The sequence below is a fragment of the Pseudomonas fluorescens genome (assembly GCF_000967965.1).
In the GTDB taxonomy this organism is placed as follows: Bacteria; Pseudomonadota; Gammaproteobacteria; order Pseudomonadales; family Pseudomonadaceae; genus Aquipseudomonas; species Aquipseudomonas grandcourensis.
The window spans coordinates 64,593-83,541 of record NZ_LACC01000004.1 but is presented as its reverse complement, the minus strand read 5'-3'; the positions used below and the strand labels follow the sequence as shown (position 1 = coordinate 83,541).

The following is an 18,949-nucleotide window of genomic DNA, read 5'->3' as shown; positions in this document are numbered from 1 at the left end:
CGTTCGAGCATAACCCGCTTGCGCAGCCCTTGCCGCTATTGGCTGAACGCGCCTTCGGACAAATGCGTTTCGATGCTGACTTCAGAGGTGGTCATCAGCTTGTGGATCGGGCAGCGATCGGCCACGCGGTGCAGTTCATCGCGCTGGGCGTCGGTGAGTACGCCCTTGAGGGTCAGTTTGACGTGCAACGCGTACTGGCCTTTCTGTTCCAGGCTGTTGTCGCGCTTGACCTCGACGCCGACACCGGTCAGCGGGATGTCCTTCTTCCTGGCATAAAGCTTCAGGGTCAAGGCTTTGCAGGCACCCAGCGCGGCATCGAAATAATCGTGCGGCTCCGGCGCCGAGCCCTCTCCGCCAGCCGTGACGGGCGCGTCGGCGAAGAGTTCATGGTCATCGATCTGGACGCTGTGGCGCAAACCTTCGGCAGAAACAGTGTTGACAGTAACGGTCATGGGAAACCTCGCAAGCAGCAGGATATTTATTCGATCAAAAAAGACCTTGAAGGTATAGAGCATGGTGCCGGATGTGCGTTCCGGTTTTCTTGTATCGGTGAGTCTTTTGGCTGAATCGTTACCGTAGCAGTAATGGTGTTTTGATATCACGTTTTCGTCTTACGCAAATTTTCAACAGTCCGATACCGTCTAAAGGATCTGCTGCCTGACGCAGCGCTTTTGGAAGGAACCAGGGGAATGAGCATCAGAAGTCTCAATATTGCGCCACGCGCGAGTCTCGGTTTTGGCCTGTTGGCGTTGATGGTTTTTGGCCTGGGGGCGTTCGCCCTGCTGCAAATGTCGAATATGCGGGCGCAGTCCGATCAAATCGATGACAACTGGCTGCCCAGTGTGATGGCGGTCGGTGATATGAGTCAGGACATGTTGCGGTTGCGGGCATTGACCATGCGTTTGCTGATCAATCGCGATCCACAGGCACAGACGCAGAACGTCGGCAAAATCAACGATCTCAAAAGTGTTCTCGACCAGGCCCAACAACGTTATGACAAGTTGATCGCGCTGCCTGAAGAGCGGGTGTTGTTCGATCGCTTCAAGGCTGCCAAGAGCAAATACCTGCAGTTTCAGAGTCAGGTGATGGCCCAGGCTACCCAGGGACGGGTGGAAGAGGCGGCGGCCATTCTCAATGGCGAGATGAATCCGTTGGCCGATGAGATCACGGTCACCCTCAGGGAGTTGGTCGAACTCAACAGGCACAACGCCAATCTGGCGACTGAGGCAGGACGCCTGGTGTTCAACCAGTCGCGGGTCTGGGTCGGGGTGATGATCGGTGTGACAGCGCTGATCACCATTGGCCTGGCACTGCTGCTGACGCGCAGTATCGTGTTGCCGCTGTCACAGTCTTTGAAAGTGGCCGAGGTGGTCGCCGGTGGCGACCTCACCGCAGCCATCAGCATTACAGGCAAGGACGAACCCGCGCGGCTGCTGCACGCGCTCAAGAGCATGCAACAGAGTTTGCGTGAAACCATTCAACGTATATCCGATTCATCCCGTCAATTGGCCTCGGCTTCGGAGGAGCTCAGTTGCGTCACGGAAGACGCCACCCGTGGCCTGCATCAACAGAGTCTGGAAATCGAGCAGGCCGCCACGGCGGTCAACCAGATGACCGCCGCCGTGGAAGAAGTGGCGAGCAATGCCGCCGCAACGTCGCAAGCTTCCCGCGAGTCCGACCGCATTGCCCAGCACGGTCGCGAACAGGTGCATCAGACGGTGCTGTCGATCGAGTCGCTGGCAGAAGATGTCACCACCAATGTGTCTCAGGTCGAAGACCTGGCGCAGAAGGTGTATGGCATCACTACCGTGCTGGACGTGATTCGCGCGATTGCCGAGCAGACCAATCTACTGGCCTTGAACGCGGCCATCGAAGCCGCGCGGGCCGGGGACGCCGGGCGCGGGTTTGCGGTAGTGGCCGATGAGGTGCGGGCTCTGGCGCATCGCACCCAGCAATCGACCCGGGAAATCGAACAGATGATTACCGGTATCCAGCAGGGCACCGATCTGGCTGTCAGCTCGATGCAGCAAAGCAACACCCGGGCGCGCTCGACACTTGAGGCGGCGAAAGCGGCGGGCGTTGCCCTGGAGGATATCGCCTCGGCATTCACCATGATCAATGAGCGCAACATCGTGATTGCCAGTGCCTCGGAGGAGCAGGCAGCGGTGGCGCGGGAGGTGGATCGCAACTTGATGAATATCCGTGACCTGGCGCAACAGAGCTCGGCCGGGGCAAACCAGACCAGTGCGGCGAGTCAGGAGTTGTCGCGCCTGGCGGTGGACCTGAATACCTTGGTGGCGCGGTTTTCGGTCTGAATGACAGACGAAAAAAAGCCCCGCGACTGCGGGGCTTTTCATATCGATCCGGATCAGCTGCCTTTGACTGACTTGCCGTTGACCGTGCCGTCCAGGAGCATGATGTTGTATTCCTTGCCATCGGTTTCGACTTGTTGCAGGCGGACCAGCAGGTAGTCCCAATCCTTGGCGAACCACATCACGGTGATGCGTTTGTTCTGTGTCGGGTCGCGTACACGTTCAACCTTGATCGCATCGATCTTGCCGGCCTTGGTGTCGACCTTTTCAGCGCCCAGCACGCGGAAGTCATAGGTATCGACTTCACTGCCGTCGACCACCTGATAACTCATGCTTTTTTTGCCGGCGGCGACGTCGTGTTGCAGGGCCAGTTGGTAGCTGGATTTGTCGAGCATACCGCGGTTCAGCGGAACCTTGACCGCGTCGCCGCGATCGGTACCGGTGACCATCTTGGTATTCCAGTCGAAATCCAGATCCGATTTCTTGGCCTTGCCCAAGCCGCCACGTTCAAAGTGGTACGACTCTGGAAGAAGCGTGTCCTTGTCCAGGGTCAGGGTGCTTTCCTCGGACAGGCTGGCGATCATCATCGACGCCTTGAAACTCAGTTTCCATTTGCCGTCGCTGGTTTTTTCGAGGCTGCGCTCGGCAGTGCCGCTCATGGGCAGCTGTTTCCAGTCGGCGGTGTAGCTGGCGGAGAAGGGTTGAAGGTCTGCCGCCTGGGCGAAGGGCAAGGCGAGCAGAGCGCAAGCGAAGAGCAGGGCGCGACGCATAAAATCTCCTAGTTTCGAATCAAGTGGCCGCTGGCCGCGAGTAACTGTCCATCCAGTAAAGCACCTTGCTCGCCGAGGGCCAGACGACCTTCGGCAAACCAGCGTGCGGCCATCGGGTAGATCAGGTGTTCCTGAACATGAACCCGCTGCGCCAGACTCTGCGGCGAATCCTGTAACTCTACCGGTATTACAGCCTGTACGACCAGTGGTCCGCCATCGAGTTCCTCGGTGACGAAGTGCACGGAGCAGCCGTGCTCGGTGTCGCCGGCCTCCAGCGCGCGCTCATGAGTGTGTAACCCTTTGTATTTGGGTAGCAGCGAGGGATGGATATTGAGCAGGCGACCCTGATAGTGGCGTACGAAACCGGCGCTGAGAATGCGCATGAATCCGGCCAGTACCACGAGTTTGGGATTGAAGGCGTCGATCAGTTCGATCAATGCGGCATCGAAGGCCTCGCGACCTTCGAAAGCCTTGTGATCAAGGGCGCGGGTGTCGATACCCGCGTCCCTGGCGCGTTGCAGGCCGTAGGCGTCGGCGCGGTTGGAAATCACCGCAGCGATGCGGACCGGGCTGTCGCCGGTCCGCGTGCTGTCGATCAGGGCCTGCAAGTTACTGCCGGTGCCGGACAACAGCACCACCACATCACAGGTCTGAGACATCCGCTCTTGCATTAGTGTGCCTTGAGGTTGTTCAGTACAACCGAAGCCGCGCCTTCGGCAGCGGTGGAGATCTGGCCGATGACCCAAGGCTGCTCGCCAGCTTCGCGCAGAACGTTCAGGGCGGCTTCGACGTGCTCCTGAGCCACGCAGATGACCATGCCCACGCCGCAGTTCAGCACGCGGTGCATTTCGTTTTCGTCAACGTTGCCTTTCTCTTGCAGCCAGTCGAACACTGCCGGGCGGGTCCAGCTTGCCACGTCAACCACGGCTTGAGCGCCTTTTGGCAGCACGCGCGGGATGTTGTCCAGCAGGCCGCCACCGGTGATGTGGGCCATGGCTTTGACCGCGCCGGTTTCCTTGATCAGCTTGAGCAGCGGCTTCACGTAGATACGGGTCGGGGCCATCAGCAGGTCGGTCAGCGGCTTGCCGTCGAGCTGGATGTTCTCGATGTCGGCGCCGGACACTTCGATGATCTTGCGGATCAGCGAGTAGCCGTTGGAGTGCGGGCCGGAGGACGGCAGGGCGAGCAGGGCGTCGCCGGCAGCCACTTTGGAACCGTCGATGATTTCGGACTTTTCTACCACGCCGACGCAGAAACCGGCCAGGTCGTAGTCTTCACCTTCGTACATGCCAGGCATTTCAGCGGTTTCGCCGCCGACCAGGGAGCAGCCGGACAGCTCGCAGCCAGCGCCGATGCCGGTCACCACCTGGGCGGCGGTGTCGACGTTCAGTTTGCCGGTGGCATAGTAGTCGAGGAAGAACAGCGGCTCGGCGCCGCAGACGACCAGGTCGTTGACGCACATGGCAACCAGGTCGATGCCGATGCTGTCGTGCTTGTTCAGGTTCAGTGCCAGGCGCAGCTTGGTGCCGACGCCGTCAGTACCGGAAACCAGCACAGGCTGCTTGTAGCCGGCCGGGATTTCGCAGAGGGCGCCGAAACCGCCCAGGCCGCCCATGACTTCCGGGCGCGCAGTGCGCTTGGCGACGCTCTTGATGCGTTCGACCAATGCTTCACCGGCGTCGATGTCTACACCGGCGTCCTTGTAGCTCAGGGAGGGTTGCTTGCTCATGATCCAGGCCTTTAGGGGGGGATTTCTGGGTAACGACCGAGTCCGTCGGGAGCGCCGAAACTGCGTAGGAGAGAACCATGCGCGCTATTCGGACACTACCCGGCTGTTGCCGGTCTGCGAAGGCGCGCGATTTTATCAGGCTTGAGCCGCAGCGGCCATCCTCAGGCCGACAGCAGGGCCATATACGGTCAAAAAAAACCGTTAATGCGCAGTGTTGGTGGCATCCTGCATGGCTGTATAAGGTATCGCGATTAACCGTCTATCGTTATGACAGTGCGAAAACTTACCCGGAGCGTGTGAATGTTTTGCGTCGGGCAACGGTCACAGTCTTGCTCGATCGTCTTCATGCGGTCTGTTCCAGCCGCTCTTGTCGTCAGGAATCTTCCATGCGTTTTTGTAAATTCTTGCTTGTGAGTTGTTTGTCAGTGGTCAGCCTGGTCAGTCAAGCCGAAACCGTCAAAGGCCTTTACCTGGTGCGCGAGCCGGTGAATGGCCAGTCGCCCGAGGAGCGCGATCAGGCGACTCAGCGTGCGTTGGATACACTGGTTTTGCGCCTGACCGGCGACCCCAAGGCCGCTCAAAGTCCGGGGCTGGCGGCGATTCGCAAAGATCCGCAACAGATCATCAGCCAGTACGGCTTTGAGGCCGGGCCGCCGGAAGTCCTGAAGGTCGATTTCGATCCGGGTACCACCGAGCAGGCCTTGCGCCGCGCCGGCCTGGCCATGTGGGGGGCCAATCGGCCGTCGATCCTCGGCTGGTGGTTGAATGATTCCACCGAAGGTTCAAGCCTGGTGGGCGACGGTCAGGCCAGCGCGGCACCGTTGCGTCGGGCTGCCCAGCACCGTGGCTTGCCATTGCGTTTGCCGTTGGCGGATTTGAATGAGCAGATCGTCGCGACCGCGCCGAATCTGGAGGGCGTAGATCCCGCGCCTTTGCAAGCGGCATCGGAACGCTACAACGCCGACGCCCTGCTCGCGGTACACGCCAAGGAAGAGGGCGGGCAGTGGCAAGCCAAGTGGCAATTGTGGCTGGGGGATAAAAAAGAGGCGGGCAGTGTGCAGGGCGCCGATCAGGCCGCCCTGGCCGATGCGGTGATGCTGGCGGTCAATGAACGCCTGGCGCCGCGGTTTGTCGCCAAACCTGGTGCGTCGAGTGAGCAATTGCTGGAAGTGCAAGGTATGAATCTTGAGCACTACGCGTCACTCGGGCGTTTGCTGGAGCCGTTTGGCGGGCGTGTGCAAAGTGTCGAGGGCGACCGGATTCTCTATCGGGTCAATGGCAGCGTCGATCAACTGCGTGCGCAATTGTCTCTGGCGAGGCTGCAGGAAGCGCCGGCGGGTCAGGCCCCGGCCCCGGTAGCGCCCGTTCAGCCAGCCACTGGCGGCGCGGTACCAGTCGCAGCGCCGGCCCCGACACCGCAACTGCGTTATCGCTGGTAGTTTTTTTTCTTTATATAGAAGCAATGGAGTGGTTCATGGCCGATACGCGGCGTTGGTTCTGGCTCGGTGGGGTGGTCCTGCTGTGTGTGTTTGTCTGGTTGTTGCATCCGATCCTGACGCCGTTCCTGGTGGCGCTGCTGTTGGCCTACCTGTTCGACCCGCTGGTGGATCGGCTGGAGAAGGCAGGCTTGTCCCGAACCTGGGGTGTCGTGGCGGTGTTTACCCTGTTTACATTGATCTTCACCGCGCTGCTGTTGGTGTTGGTGCCGTTGCTCGCCAGGCAGTTGTTTCGTTTGTATGAACTGGCCCCGCAGATGCTCGACTGGCTGCAACACACGGCGTTGCCTTGGGCGCAATCGAAGTTCGGCCTGTCGGACGGTTTCTGGAAGTTCGACAAGCTGAAGGCCGCCATCAGCGAGCATATGAGTCAGACCTCTGATGTTGTCGGCGTGGTGCTGAGCCATGCCACGGCCTCGGGGCTGGCGTTGATCGGCTGGCTGGCGAACCTGGTGCTGATTCCGGTGGTGAGCTTCTACCTGTTGCGGGACTGGGACCTGATGATGGCCAAGGTCCGCAGCCTGCTGCCCCGTGACCGTGAAGCGCGCGCGGTGTCGCTGGCGGGTGAATGCCATGAAGTGCTCGGCGCGTTCGTGCGCGGACAGTTGCTGGTGATGGTGGCCTTGGGTGTGATCTACGCAGCAGGCCTGATGCTGGTCGGGTTGGAACTGGGTCTGCTGATTGGCCTGATTGCCGGCCTGGCGGCGATCGTGCCGTACATGGGGTTTATCATCGGCATTGGCGCGGCGCTCATTGCGGGGCTGTTCCAGTTCGGTGGTGATCTTTACCCGATGCTCGGCATTGTCGCGGTGTTCATGGTCGGCCAGGCGCTGGAGGGTATGGTGCTGACCCCCATGCTGGTCGGTGACCGGATTGGCCTGCACCCGGTGGCGGTGATTTTCTCGATCCTGGCCGGTGGTGAGCTGTTTGGCTTTACCGGTGTGCTGCTGGCATTGCCGGTCGCCGCGGTGATCATGGTGCTGGTGCGGCATGTGCATGATTTGTATAAGGATTCGGAAATCTACGGAGGAGCCGACGAGCCGCAGGTGTAAGGGATGTCGATAGGTGATGGCAGGCTGCCCCGGTTCGTACCAGGTCAGCCTGCTGGCGTCGCCCGACTGTCACATGCACCGCCAAAGAATCTGCCACAAAACCGGTGCATTAACGCAAACCTTTGATTTTGCTTGTGGTCTGTCGCATTGTGCGGTCCGCTTCACGGGTATAAACTTCGCAAACTTTACACAGAGGCCACTAACGGTTCCTTTGGAACTGTTCAGTCAGCATGAAACCGATTCAGCTGCCCCTAGGTGTGCGTCTGCGTGACGACGCCACCTTTATCAACTACTACCCAGGCGCCAATGCCGCTGCACTCGGCTATGTCGAGCGGCTGTGCGAAGCCGACGCCGGCTGGACCGAAAGCCTGATCTACCTCTGGGGTAAGGACGGGGTAGGGCGTACGCACCTGTTGCAGGCCGCCTGCCTGCGCTTCGAGCAAATGGGGGAGCCTGCGGTGTACCTGCCGTTGGCCGAGCTGCTCGATCGCGGCATTGAAATCCTCGACAACCTCGAACAGTACGAACTGGTCTGCCTGGATGATTTGCAAGTGGTTGCCGGGCGAGCGGACTGGGAAGAGGCGCTGTTCCATCTGTTCAATCGCTTGCGTGACAGCGGTCGACGTTTGCTGATTGCCGCATCGACATCCCCGCGTGAGCTGCCAGTGAAGCTGGCGGATCTCAAATCCCGCCTGACCCTGGCCTTGATCTTCCAGATGCGCCCGCTGTCCGATGAGGACAAATTGCGTGCCCTGCAATTGCGCGCATCTCGTCGCGGCCTGCATCTGACCGATGAAGTCGGGCATTTCATTCTGACTCGCGGTACCCGCAGCATGAGCGCACTTTTCGAGCTGCTCGAGCGTCTCGACCAGGCCTCCCTCCAGGCTCAGCGCAAGCTGACAATCCCGTTTTTGAAAGAAACCCTCGGCTGGTAAACCCGCTGAAACCGGGGCTTTTAGCCGGTTCGGTATCTTTCAGGCGCCAGAAATCCCGCTTTCCTGCCAGGTTGCAGGCCGCGTGTATGTTTTAAATGGGCTTAAGCGCTTAGATGTAAACGAGAAACGGATAAGTCACAAAAAGATCGATTGAATTTGCAAATGAGGTTGATAGCGGGCATAGTCTCGGCTTCTTTACAACTTCAGCCACGGTCGTGCCCATGCTAAATCGCTTCGCACCCCTCGTGCCTCTCGCACTCGTTACCCTGTTGTTCGGTTGCGCTGCCCACACTCCAGTGGCCCAGCAAACTCCGCAACAGCAGGTTCAAAACTCGGCCACTGCCCAGTCTTCCGCTCTCTTTCAAGAAGAGCTGGCTACCGAAAAAGAACTCGCAGACTTCGCTGGCGGCAAGTCCTACCAGCTTCCAGTCCTGGCCGACAGCATCCTCGAACGTGGCATGTCCCTGATCGGTACCCGTTACCGTTTCGGCGGTACTTCTGAAGCCGGCTTCGATTGCAGTGGTTTCATTGGTTACCTGTTCCGCGAAGAAGCGGGCATGAACCTGCCACGCTCCACCCGCGAAATGATCAACGTGGACGCTCCGCTGGTCTCGCGCAGCAAGCTTGAGCCGGGCGACCTGCTGTTCTTCGCAACCAACGGTCGTCGTGGTCGCGTCAGTCACGCCGGGATCTACCTGGGCGACAATCAGTTCATCCACTCCAGCAGCCGCCGCAGCGGTGGTGTGCGCATCGATAGTCTGGGCGACAGCTACTGGAGCAAGACCTTCATCGAGGCCAAGCGCGCCCTGGCAATGGCGCCTAACGCGTCGCCAATCGTCACTGCACGAAAATAAGCTGACAATTTGTAGGGCGAACTTAAAGTCTTACTTGAAGTTTGTCGTGTAGCCGCTAGAATCTTGATCTACAAATGATGGCAAACCGCCTGCGTCCAACGCAGGCGGTTTTCTTTTCTGCGCTCCCCGCAGAAAAAGCCGCAGCCAGATCAGGATGTTCTGCTTATGACGACGTCGGCCCGCCTCGCAATCATGTTCTTCGCAGCGCTGCTCAGTGCCTGCGCCAGCCGCACACCGCCGCCTGCGCCGGTGGTTCGCGCTCCTATCGTATTTGGTTCCCCACAAGCTTTTTCGCCTGAAGCGGAAGACGTGCTGTTTCGCGCGCTCGGGCTGGTGGGCACGCCTTATCGCTGGGGTGGCAATACGCCGGATTCCGGATTTGATTGCAGTGGCCTGATCGCTTATGTGTACCGTGATGTCACCGGTATTGCCTTGCCGCGCACCACTCGCGAGATGATCTCCATGCAAGCGGCGAATGTGGGCAAGGAAGGCCTGCAGACGGGCGACCTGCTTTTCTTCGCCACCAATGGCGGCTCCCAGGTCAGTCATGCCGGCATCTACGTGGGAGAAGGGCGCTTCGTCCACGCGCCGGCCACCGGCGGCACTGTGAAGCTCGACAGCCTGTCCAAGGCGTATTGGCAAAAGGCTTACCTGAGCGCCAAGCGTGTTCTGCAGCCTGAACATCTGGCGCGCAATCCGTAACTTCCGGAGCTAGTGGTCATGACTGCTCGTACGCTCAATCTCGACGACGACCTGTACCAATACCTGCTTGATGTTTCCCTGCGCGAAACACCACTGCTCAAGCGCTTGCGTGATGAGACCCAGGCGCTGCCAATGGCCCGCTGGCAGGTGGCGCCTGAGCAGGGGCAGTTTCTTGCTTTGCTGGTGAAACTGACGGGGGCCAGGCGCTTGCTCGAAGTCGGCACCTTTACCGGTTACAGCGCACTGTGCATGGCGGCGGCATTGCCCGCTGACGGTTCGCTGATTTGCTGTGACATCCCCGGCGACTACAACGCTATCGCACGGCGCTACTGGCAAGAGGCGGGGCTCGCCGGGCGGATTGACCTGCGACTGGCTCCGGCGCTGGAAACCCTCGCCGAGCTTGAGCGGCAAGGGCAGGGCGGGCAGTACGACCTGGTGTTCATCGATGCCGACAAGGCCAACTACCCGGCTTATCTGGAACACGCCCTGCAATTGCTGCGGGTCGGTGGGCTGGCGGTGTTTGATAACACCTTGTGGAGCGGGCGCGTGCTTGAGGCCAGTCCCGAGAGCGCGGACACCCGGGCGATCCAGGCACTCAACCGGGCCTTGAAAGACGATGTGCGGGTGGATCTGTCGTTGTTGCCGTTGGGTGACGGGCTCACACTCTGTCGCAAACGCTGAGCCCCGCTCCCACAGGTCAAGTGACTTACTTGACTGCCGACACCCGCCACACCTTGTTCCCCACATCATCGGCCACCAACAGGTCACCCTGTCGGTCGATCACCACGCCCACCGGGCGGCCCATGGCTTGGTCCTTGTCGTTGAGAAAGCCGGTGAGCACTTCAATGGGTTTTCCGACAGGTTTGCCTGCGCTGAACGGCACGAAAATCACTTTGTAGCCACTGTGGGGGTTGCGGTTCCATGAGCCGTGCTGCCCGATGAATGCCCCTTGGGTGAACGGCGGCGGCAACTTGCTGTTTTCGGCGAAGGTCAGGCCCAGTGACGCCGTGTGCGGGCCGACGGCGTAGTCCGGAGCGATAGCCTTGGCCACCAGGTCCGGGTTTTGCGGTTCAACGCGCATATCGACATGTTGGCCGTAGTAACTGAACGGCCAGCCATAGAACGCGCCGTCCTTCACCGAGGTGATGTAGTCAGGTACCAGATCGCCGCCGATTTCATCCCGTTCGTTGACCGCGGTCCACAGCGCGCCACTGTGCGGTTCCCAGGCCATGCCGTTGGGGTTGCGCAGACCAGAGGCGAAGATCCGGTGCCGGCCCGTGGCACGGTCCACTTCCCAGATCGCTGCGCGACCTTCTTCCTTGTCCATGCCGTTTTCGGCGACGTTGCTGTTGGAACCCACGGAGACGTACAGCTTGCTGCCGTCCTTGCTGGCAATGACGTTTTTGGTCCAGTGGTGGTTCAGAGGGCCGCCCGGCAGGTCAATCACCTTGATGGCTGGTGACTTGATCTGCGTATCGCCGTTTTCATAATGGAATCGCAGCAGGCTGTCAGTGTCGGCCACGTACAGGTCGTTGCCGACCAGCGTCATGCCGAAGGGGGAATTGAGGTTTTGCAGAAACACTGTGCGGGTTTCCGCGAAGCCATCGTGATCCTTGTCCCGCAGTAACGTGATGCGGTTCGGGCTGGGCACGGTAGAGCCGGCACGCCCCATGACTTTCTTCATGACCCAGCCGCGAATGCCATTGCCGTCTTCGGGTTTGGGTGGCGCGGCGGTTTCCGCCACCAGCACGTCGCCATTGGGCAGCACATAAAGCCAGCGGGGGTGATCCAGGTCTTCGGCAAAAGCGGTCACTTGAGTGCCCGTGGCGGCGACGGGTTTCGCACCTTGTGGCCAGCCGATGGCCGGGGCGATGTTCACGGTCGGAACCAGTGTCTTGTTGGGTTCTGGTAGTTGGGGTGACGGGCCGGTACCGTCGGAGACTTGCAGGCGGGAGGTCTCGCCACAAGCGGCGAGCCCTCCGCAGAGCGCGATAACGAGAGCGAGCGGGGGCGTGCGCATGCTGGTCTTCCCTATGAATGCCTTGTTCTAATCATAGAGAAGCATTGTCGTCCGATGGTTCAACCCTCAGCCGCGAGCTTCCTTGAGCAGCACCGCAATGCCGGGGTAATAGTTGCCGGCCTCGTTGCGCAACTTGCGGTAGGCATAAGGGAAATACCAGGCGACAGCGCAGGTGTGTTCCTTTTGCAGGTCGTCGACCATGTCCTGGAGTTCTTCCGGTGTTGCGCTTTGCTGGGCTTTTTGCGGGGCGACGAACAGGCAGCCGAGTTTCAGGTCGCTGGCGTGGCTCAGCCGCTTCGCATCGCTGGCGATGTCGAGCAGGGCCTGGGTCAGGTTGAGGCTGTTGACCCGTGGCCAGCGCTGGCTGGTCTGGATGTAGGCGCGGGTTTCGGGGGAGGCCAGGAGCAGGTCGGCGCGGCCGTTGCGTTCGCCTTCTTCGGTCTGCTTGCGGGTGGGCGTCTGTTGCAGCGTGACCATCTCGGCCATCCAGGCGGCGGCGGACAGCAGGCCGAGATTGGCCTTTTCGTCGTGCCAGTACGGTGTGTCGCCATCACCGCGGACGGCGTTGTAACGGTCGATGCATTCGAACCAGTGCTCGAGCACCGGGCGCAGGAATTCCAGCTTTGGATTGCTGATGATCATGCCTTGCATGGGCTCACCCTTGTTGTTGTGTTGTGAGGTTGTGGCTATTTGATATCACTGCTGAGAGCGTGGCACAAGATTGACGTCAGTTTATTGATGGATAGCAGTTATTCGGTCGATGGCCTCCCGGCTTTAATTGACGCTCCACCCCCAACCCTCTAACCTTCGCGGCTTGTTTCAGGTGCTCTGTGGCTTGGGTCGACAGAGTGAAACAGGGAAGCCGGTGAGTGAGTCCTTCTGTTGGTCGAAGGCCCGCAATTCCGGCGCTGCCCCCGCAACGGTAAATGAGTGAAAACTGTGTCTGATGCCACTGTGTCGAATCGATGCGGGAAGGCGCACAGTCCGGCCCTGCGCCACTCATGAGCCCGGAGACCGGCCTGATTCATCCAGCGGCATCACGGTGGGCGATGCCAGGCTTTTTGCCTTCTATTCTTGTGCCTGCCCGCCGTTATTCCTGCCTCAACGGAGAGCTCCCCCATGACTGATACCCCCGATCGTGACGAACGCCACCTGGCGCGCATGCAGCGCAAAAAAGCCGTGATCGACGAGCGCATCGCCAATTCCCCGAACGAGTGTGGCCTGCTGCTGGTGCTGACCGGCAACGGCAAGGGCAAGAGCAGTTCGGCCTTCGGCATGCTTGCCCGCGCCATGGGGCACGGCATGCAATGCGGCGTGGTGCAGTTCATCAAGGGCCGCAACAGCACGGGCGAAGAGTTGTTCTTCCGGCGCTTTCCCGAGCAGGTGCGCTTTCATGTGATGGGCGAAGGCTTTACCTGGGAAACCCAGGACCGCCAGCGCGACATCGCCGCCGCTGAAGCCGCCTGGGTGGTGTCGCAGCAATTGCTGCGCGATCCGTCCATCGGCCTGGTGGTGCTCGATGAGCTGAACATCGCCCTCAAGCACGGCTACCTCGATCTCGATCAGGTGCTCAGCGACTTGCAGGCCCGACCGCCGATGCAACACGTGGTGGTCACCGGACGTGCCGCCAAGCCGGAAATGATCGAGATGGCTGACACCGTCACCGAAATGGGCGTGATCAAACACGCCTTTCAGGCCGGGATCAAAGCGCAGAAAGGCGTCGAATTGTGAGTCAGCCTCGGCACTGTCCGGCGGTACTGATTGCCGCGCCGGCTTCCGGTCAGGGCAAGACCACCGTCACCGCGGCGCTGGCCCGATTGCATCGCAATCAGGGGCGCAAGGTCCGTGTGTTCAAGTGCGGCCCCGACTTTCTCGATCCGATGATCCTCGAACGCGCCAGCGGTGCGCCGGTGTATCAACTGGACATGTGGATGGTCGGCGAACAGGAGAGTCGCCGGTTGCTGTGGGAAGCCGCTGCTGAAGCGGATCTGATCTTGATCGAAGGCGTCATGGGACTGTTCGACGGTACGCCGTCGAGCGCCGATCTGGCGCGGCATTTCGGTGTGCCGGTGCTGGGTGTGATCGATGGCACCGCCATGGCCCAGACCTTCGGCGCGCTGGCCCTGGGGCTGGCGCGTTATCAGCCGGATTTGCCGTTCGCCGGCGTGCTGGCCAATCGTGTCGGCACGCTGCGTCACGCGCAACTGCTCGAAGGCAGCCTGACTGAAGGCTTGCGCTGGTACGGCGCGCTGTCCCGGGAAACCGGGATCGAATTGCCGAGCCGGCACCTGGGGCTGGTGCAGGCCAGTGAGTTGAACGATCTCGACCTGCGCCTCGATGCGGCCGCCGATGCCCTGGCCAGCAGTTGCGAGGTCGCACTGCCGCCGGCAGTCGAGTTCGCTGCCCCTGATGTCATCGCAGTCGAACCGCTGCTGGCCGGTGTGCGAATTGCCGTCGCCCGCGATGAAGCCTTTGCGTTCACCTACGGCGCGAGCCTGGATCTGCTGCGGGCGATGGGCGCCGAGTTGTCGTTCTTCTCGCCGATCCGCGACCCAGCGTTGCCGGAGGCGGACAGCCTGTATCTGCCGGGTGGTTACCCGGAACTGCACCATGTTGCGCTGGCGCAAAACACCGCAATGCTCGACGCGATCCGCGCCCACCACCGGGCAGGCAAACCCTTGCTCGCCGAGTGTGGCGGCATGCTGTATCTGCTCGACTCCCTGACCGATGTCGAGGGCACTCGCGCCGAACTGGTTGGCTTGCTGGCTGGTGATGCGGTGATGCAAAAGCGTCTGGCAGCGCTGGCGTTGCAAGCGGTGGAATTGCCGGAAGGTTCGCTGCGCGGGCACACCTATCACCATTCGCTGACCACCACCGAACTGGCGCCGATTGCCCGGGGCTTGAGCCCTAACGGCGGGCGCGGAGCGGAGGCGGTCTACCGTGAGGGGCGGATGACTGCCTCGTATGTGCACTTTTATTTTCCGTCGAACCCCTCGGCGATTGCCGCACTGTTTGCGCCGGACCAAAACCCTGTGGGAGCGGGCTTGCTCGCGAAGAGGCCATGAGCGACAACGCATTCTCTGAAACCGAACGCGCAGCGGTCTATCGTGCCATCGCCGAACGCCGCGACATGCGCCACTTCAGCGGCGGCACCGTAGAGCCCGAATTACTGCGGCGCCTGCTCGAAGCCGCGCATCAGGCGCCCAGTGTCGGCCTGATGCAGCCTTGGCGCTTCATTCGCATCAGCGATCGCGCCTTGCGCGGGCAAATCCAGGCCCTGGTGGAAGAAGAACGCATCCGCACCGCCGAAGCACTCGGCGAGCGCAGCGATGAGTTCATGAAGCTCAAGGTCGAAGGCATCAACGATTGCGCCGAGGTACTGGTCGCCGCGCTGATGGACGACCGCGAGCAGCATATCTTCGGCCGCCGCACACTGCCGGAAATGGACATGGCTTCGTTGTCTTGCGCGATCCAGAACCTGTGGCTGGCGTCTCGCGCCGAAGGGCTGGGCATGGGCTGGGTGTCGCTGTTCGAGCCTCAGGCACTGGCGGACCTGTTGAGGTTGCCGCCGGGAGCCAAGCCGCTCGCCGTGCTGTGCCTCGGACCCGTCAAAGAGTTCTACCCGGCGCCGATGCTGGTGCTCGAAGGCTGGGCACAGGCGCGTCCGCTACATGAATTGCTGTACGAAAATTATTGGGGAGTGAGTCAATGAGTGTGGCGTTGTTGAGTGTCGCCGCGGTTGCGCTGGATGCGCTGCTGGGTGAACCCAAACGCTGGCATCCGCTGGTGGCGTTCGGCCGTTTTGCCGAGCGCATCGAGCAACGTTTCAACGGCGGCGGTCGCGGCTGGCGCAGCCATGGCGTCACCGCGTGGGTGATCGCCGTGTTGCCGCTGACGCTGTTGGCCACGGCATTCTCCTGGGCGCCTTATGTCGGCTGGATCGTCGAGATTCTTGCGCTTTATTGCGCCCTCGGCATGCGCAGCCTCGGTGAGCACGTCACGCCTGTGGCCAAGGCCCTGCGCAGTAATGACCTGGAAGCTGCGCGCACGAGGGTGAGCTATCTGGTCAGTCGCCAGACCAGCGAACTGGATGAAACCGAGGTCGCCCGTGCCGCTACCGAGTCGGTGCTGGAAAACGGCAGCGATGCAGTATTCGCGGCGTTGTTCTGGTTTGCCGTGGCAGGCGCGCCGGGCGTGGTGCTCTACCGCCTGAGCAACACGCTGGATGCGATGTGGGGTTATCGCAATGAACGCTTCGAACGCTTCGGCTGGGCGGCGGCGAAGGTCGACGACGTGCTCAATTACATTCCTGCGCGCCTGGTGGCGCTGACATATGCGCTGCTGGGCAAAACCCGGTTGGCGTTGAAATGCTGGCGCACCCAGGGCCCGACCTGGGACAGCCCGAACGCCGGCCCGGTGATGGCGGCAGGGGCGGGTGCCCTTGGCGTCGAGTTGGGCGGTGCGGCGATTTATCACGGCGAACTGCATCAGCGTCCGCAGTTGGGCGAAGGCGTGCCGGCGGATGCCGACTCCATTGACCGAGGCTGGCAATTGGTCCAGCGCGGGGTATGGTTATGGCTGCTGATTCTCTGCCTGGGGGCCGAATTTTATGCTTGAGCACGGTGGGCGACTGCGCAAGGCGGCGCTCGAATACGGCATAGATGAAGCCGACTGGCTGGACCTGTCCACGGGGCTTGCACCCTGGCCGTTCTCGGTGCCGGATATTCCGCTGCGAGCCTGGGCCCGTTTGCCGGAGGCGGACGACGGCCTTGAGCTGGCCGCCTGTGATTACTACGGCACCCTGCAGGCATTGCCGGTGGCCGGCTCGCAAATGGCGATTCAACTGCTACCGCGATTGCGTCGGGCGGGCAAGGTCGGCGTGCTGTCACCCTGTTACGCCGAACACGCCGAAGCGTGGCGTCGCAACGGCTACATCGTGCGTGAAGTGCTGGAGCAGGAAGTCGACTTCTTTATCGACAGTTTCGACGTGCTGGTGGTGGTCAATCCGAATAACCCCACGGGCCTGAGCCTCACCCCCAGTCGCCTGCTCGACTGGCACACGCGACTGGCCCAGCGCGGTGGCTGGCTGGTGGTGGACGAAGCGTTCATGGATAACACGCCGCAACTGAGCCTGGCGCCGTTTGCCCATCAAGTCGGATTGATCGTCTTGCGCTCGTTCGGCAAGTTTTTCGGTCTGGCCGGTGTGCGCCTGGGGTTTGTGCTGGCCGAGCGCAAGTTGCTCAAGTTGCTGGCTGAACAAGTGGGTCCCTGGGCCGTGAGCGGGGCAACCCGGGTAGTGGGCCAGGCCTGCCTGCGCGATACCGAGGCGCAAACGGCGCAACGGGTGCGCACCGAGGAGGCCAGCGAGCGCCTTGAGTCGTTGCTGGCGCAACACGGCTTCGAGCCCCAGGGCGGTTGTGCGCTGTTCCAGTGGCTGATCACCGAGCGCGCCGAAGAACTGCATGAGTTCATGGCCCGGCGCGGCATTCTCCTGCGGTTGTTCACGCACAACAGCAGCCTGCGATTCGGCTTGCCCGGTGACGAAATCGCCTGGGTGCGACTGGCGCAGGCATTCGAAGAATTCCCGAAGGAAAACCAATGACCACGCTGATGGTGCAGGGCACCACATCGGATGCCGGCAAAAGCACGCTGGTGACTGCGCTGTGCCGTTGGGTCACGCGTCAGGGTGTAAGGGTGGTGCCGTTCAAACCGCAGAACATGGCCCTCAACAGTGCGGTGACCGCCGACGGTGGCGAGATTGGCCGCGCCCAGGCGGTCCAGGCCCAGGCCGCGAACCTTGAACCGCACACTGACATGAACCCGGTGTTGCTCAAGCCCAACAGTGACACCGGTGCCCAGGTGATCATCCATGGCCGCGCCGTCACGACCATGAACGCCGTCGCCTATCACGACTACAAAACCATCGCCATGCAAGCGGTGCTGGCCTCCCACGAGCGCTTGAGCGCGGCCTATCCGCTGGTGATGGTCGAGGGCGCAGGCTCGCCGGCGGAAATCAATCTGCGGGCCGGGGACATCGCCAACATGGGCTTCGCCGAAGCGGTGGATTGCCCGGTGCTGCTGATTGCCGATATCAATCGCGGCGGGGTTTTCGCCCATCTGGTCGGTACCCTCGAACTACTGTCGCCGAGCGAACAGGCGCGGGTCAAAGGGTTCGTCATCAATCGTTTTCGTGGCGACATCGCGTTGCTGCAACCCGGTCTCGACTGGCTCGAAGAGCGCACCGGCAAACCGGTGATCGGTGTGCTGCCGTACGTGATGGACCTGCACCTGGAGGCCGAGGACGGCATCGATCAACGCCAGACCGACAAAGCCGAACAGGTGCTGAAGGTGGTGGTGCCGGTGCTGCCGCGCATCAGCAATCACACCGATTTCGATCCGCTGCGCCTGCATCCGCAAGTGGACCTGCAATTCATCGGCCCCGGCCAGGCGATTCCGCCCACCGACCTGATCATTCTTCCCGGCTCGAAAAGTGTGCGCAGCGACCTCGCGTACCTGCGGGCCAACGGCTGGGACACCGCCATCGCCCGGCACCTGCGTTACGGCGGGAAACTGCTGGGGATCTGTGGCGGCCTGCAGATGCTCGGTGAGCAGGTGCATGATCCGCTGGGTCTTGAAGGTGCGCCGGGTTCCAGTGCCGGTTTGGGGCTGCTGGCGTTCCAGACCCGGCTCGAACAAGAGAAGCAGTTGCGCAATGTGCGTGGTCGCCTGGCGCTGGAAGATGCGCCGGTGGCGGGTTATGAAATTCATGCCGGCGTGACCACCGGGCCGGCGCTGGAAAACGCCGCCGTGCAACTGGATGACGGCCGCTGTGATGGTGCGCAAAGTGCTGACGGGCAGATTTTCGGCACCTACCTGCACGGGCTGTTCGAATCGCCGGCGGCGTGCAGTGCGCTGCTGCGCTGGGCGGGTTTGCAGGAGGTGCAGGACGTGGATTATCACGGGCTGCGCGAGCGCGATATCGAGCGGCTGGCGGATCTGGTGGAGAAGCATCTGGATACCGGGCTTTTGCGGCATCTCTGCGGGATTTGAGGTGTCTGCAATGGCCTCATCGCGGGCAA

The 18,949-nt window shown here is 61.4% G+C and carries 19 protein-coding genes and 1 riboswitch; of the genes, 13 read left to right on the top strand and 6 right to left on the bottom strand.

All coding sequences use genetic code 11. From position 1 onward, the window contains the following. Positions 1–35: 35 nt before the first annotated feature. On the bottom strand, positions 36–452 hold the full coding sequence (locus VC35_RS02770; RefSeq protein ID WP_046037641.1) for an OsmC family protein: 417 nt from the start codon (positions 450–452) through the stop codon (positions 36–38). A gap of 237 nt (positions 453–689) precedes the next feature. Between VC35_RS02770 and VC35_RS02765 the strand changes: the two genes are divergently transcribed. Beyond that, the gene (locus VC35_RS02765; RefSeq protein WP_046037640.1) at positions 690–2,315 is read left to right on the top strand and encodes a methyl-accepting chemotaxis protein; all 1,626 of its coding nucleotides are present in this window, start codon (positions 690–692) and stop codon (positions 2,313–2,315) included. Between the two features lie 53 nt (positions 2,316–2,368). Here the strand turns inward: VC35_RS02765 and VC35_RS02760 are convergent, their stop codons facing one another. Genes VC35_RS02760 through purM form a run of 3 tightly spaced genes read right to left on the bottom strand, consistent with a single transcriptional unit; the run spans position 2,369 to position 4,811 of the window. Next, entirely contained in the window at positions 2,369–3,082 is a 714-nt protein-coding gene (locus VC35_RS02760; protein WP_046037639.1) for a DUF3108 domain-containing protein, read from the bottom strand. Between the two features lie 8 nt (positions 3,083–3,090). Then, positions 3,091–3,741, bottom strand: coding sequence for a phosphoribosylglycinamide formyltransferase (gene purN / locus VC35_RS02755; protein WP_046037761.1), 651 nt, complete (start codon positions 3,739–3,741; stop codon positions 3,091–3,093). 11 nt (positions 3,742–3,752) lie between these two features. Further along, on the bottom strand, positions 3,753–4,811 hold the full coding sequence (gene purM / locus VC35_RS02750) for a phosphoribosylformylglycinamidine cyclo-ligase (RefSeq protein ID WP_046037638.1): 1,059 nt from the start codon (positions 4,809–4,811) through the stop codon (positions 3,753–3,755). A 386-nt stretch (positions 4,812–5,197) separates the two neighbouring features. On the opposite strand from purM, the gene VC35_RS02745 reads away from it, so the two are divergent. The 6 genes from VC35_RS02745 to VC35_RS02720 all read left to right on the top strand — a co-directional run bounded on the left by VC35_RS02745 (position 5,198) and on the right by VC35_RS02720 (position 10,531). Continuing rightward, positions 5,198–6,250 (top strand): DUF2066 domain-containing protein, encoded by a 1,053-nt coding sequence (locus VC35_RS02745; RefSeq protein ID WP_046037637.1) that lies wholly within the window; start codon positions 5,198–5,200, stop codon positions 6,248–6,250. A gap of 35 nt (positions 6,251–6,285) precedes the next feature. After that, positions 6,286–7,359, top strand: a complete 1,074-nt coding sequence (locus VC35_RS02740) for an AI-2E family transporter (RefSeq protein WP_046037636.1) — start codon at positions 6,286–6,288, stop codon at positions 7,357–7,359. A 230-nt stretch (positions 7,360–7,589) separates the two neighbouring features. Further along, complete coding sequence (hda, locus tag VC35_RS02735; protein ID WP_046037635.1) at positions 7,590–8,294, top strand: DnaA regulatory inactivator Hda; 705 nt, start codon at positions 7,590–7,592, stop codon at positions 8,292–8,294. A 221-nt stretch (positions 8,295–8,515) separates the two neighbouring features. After that, positions 8,516–9,148 carry a C40 family peptidase gene (locus VC35_RS02730; RefSeq protein WP_046037634.1) on the top strand — a complete coding sequence of 211 codons (633 nt, stop codon included), beginning with the start codon at positions 8,516–8,518 and terminating at the stop codon, positions 9,146–9,148. A gap of 165 nt (positions 9,149–9,313) precedes the next feature. After that, positions 9,314–9,850, top strand: coding sequence for a C40 family peptidase (locus tag VC35_RS02725; protein ID WP_046037633.1), 537 nt, complete (start codon positions 9,314–9,316; stop codon positions 9,848–9,850). An 18-nt stretch (positions 9,851–9,868) separates the two neighbouring features. Continuing rightward, positions 9,869–10,531, top strand: coding sequence for a class I SAM-dependent methyltransferase (locus tag VC35_RS02720; RefSeq protein ID WP_046037632.1), 663 nt, complete (start codon positions 9,869–9,871; stop codon positions 10,529–10,531). A 25-nt stretch (positions 10,532–10,556) separates the two neighbouring features. Here the strand turns inward: VC35_RS02720 and VC35_RS02715 are convergent, their stop codons facing one another. Together VC35_RS02715 and VC35_RS02710 are read right to left on the bottom strand one after the other, a co-directional pair. Then, on the bottom strand, positions 10,557–11,870 hold the full coding sequence (locus VC35_RS02715) for a PQQ-dependent sugar dehydrogenase (protein WP_046037631.1): 1,314 nt from the start codon (positions 11,868–11,870) through the stop codon (positions 10,557–10,559). Positions 11,871–11,936: 66 nt separating this feature from the next. After that, positions 11,937–12,521: a hypothetical protein gene (locus VC35_RS02710; protein ID WP_046037630.1), complete on the bottom strand. Its 585-nt coding sequence runs from the start codon at positions 12,519–12,521 to the stop codon at positions 11,937–11,939. A gap of 153 nt (positions 12,522–12,674) precedes the next feature. Then, a riboswitch (cobalamin riboswitch) is annotated at positions 12,675–12,907 on the top strand. Between the two features lie 82 nt (positions 12,908–12,989). Between VC35_RS02710 and cobO the strand changes: the two genes are divergently transcribed. The 6 genes from cobO to VC35_RS02680 are packed head-to-tail and all read left to right on the top strand — an operon-like array spanning position 12,990 to position 18,920. Then, complete coding sequence (cobO, locus tag VC35_RS02705; RefSeq protein ID WP_046037629.1) at positions 12,990–13,601, top strand: cob(I)yrinic acid a,c-diamide adenosyltransferase; 612 nt, start codon at positions 12,990–12,992, stop codon at positions 13,599–13,601. Continuing rightward, on the top strand, positions 13,598–14,935 hold the full coding sequence (locus VC35_RS02700; RefSeq protein ID WP_046037628.1) for a cobyrinic acid a,c-diamide synthase CobB: 1,338 nt from the start codon (positions 13,598–13,600) through the stop codon (positions 14,933–14,935). Before cobO ends, VC35_RS02700 begins: the two co-directional genes overlap by 4 nt. Next, positions 14,932–15,582: a 5,6-dimethylbenzimidazole synthase gene (bluB, locus tag VC35_RS02695; protein WP_046037627.1), complete on the top strand. Its 651-nt coding sequence runs from the start codon at positions 14,932–14,934 to the stop codon at positions 15,580–15,582. Before VC35_RS02700 ends, bluB begins: the two co-directional genes overlap by 4 nt. Continuing rightward, a complete protein-coding gene (cbiB, locus tag VC35_RS02690; protein ID WP_046037626.1) occupies positions 15,579–16,487 on the top strand; it encodes an adenosylcobinamide-phosphate synthase CbiB in 909 nt (302 codons plus the stop codon). Before bluB ends, cbiB begins: the two co-directional genes overlap by 4 nt. Continuing rightward, the gene (gene cobD / locus VC35_RS02685; protein ID WP_046037625.1) at positions 16,480–17,472 is read left to right on the top strand and encodes a threonine-phosphate decarboxylase CobD; all 993 of its coding nucleotides are present in this window, start codon (positions 16,480–16,482) and stop codon (positions 17,470–17,472) included. The genes cbiB and cobD overlap by 8 nt, the downstream gene beginning before the upstream one ends. Continuing rightward, entirely contained in the window at positions 17,469–18,920 is a 1,452-nt protein-coding gene (locus VC35_RS02680; RefSeq protein ID WP_046037624.1) for a cobyric acid synthase, read from the top strand. Before cobD ends, VC35_RS02680 begins: the two co-directional genes overlap by 4 nt. Positions 18,921–18,949 lie beyond the last annotated feature (29 nt).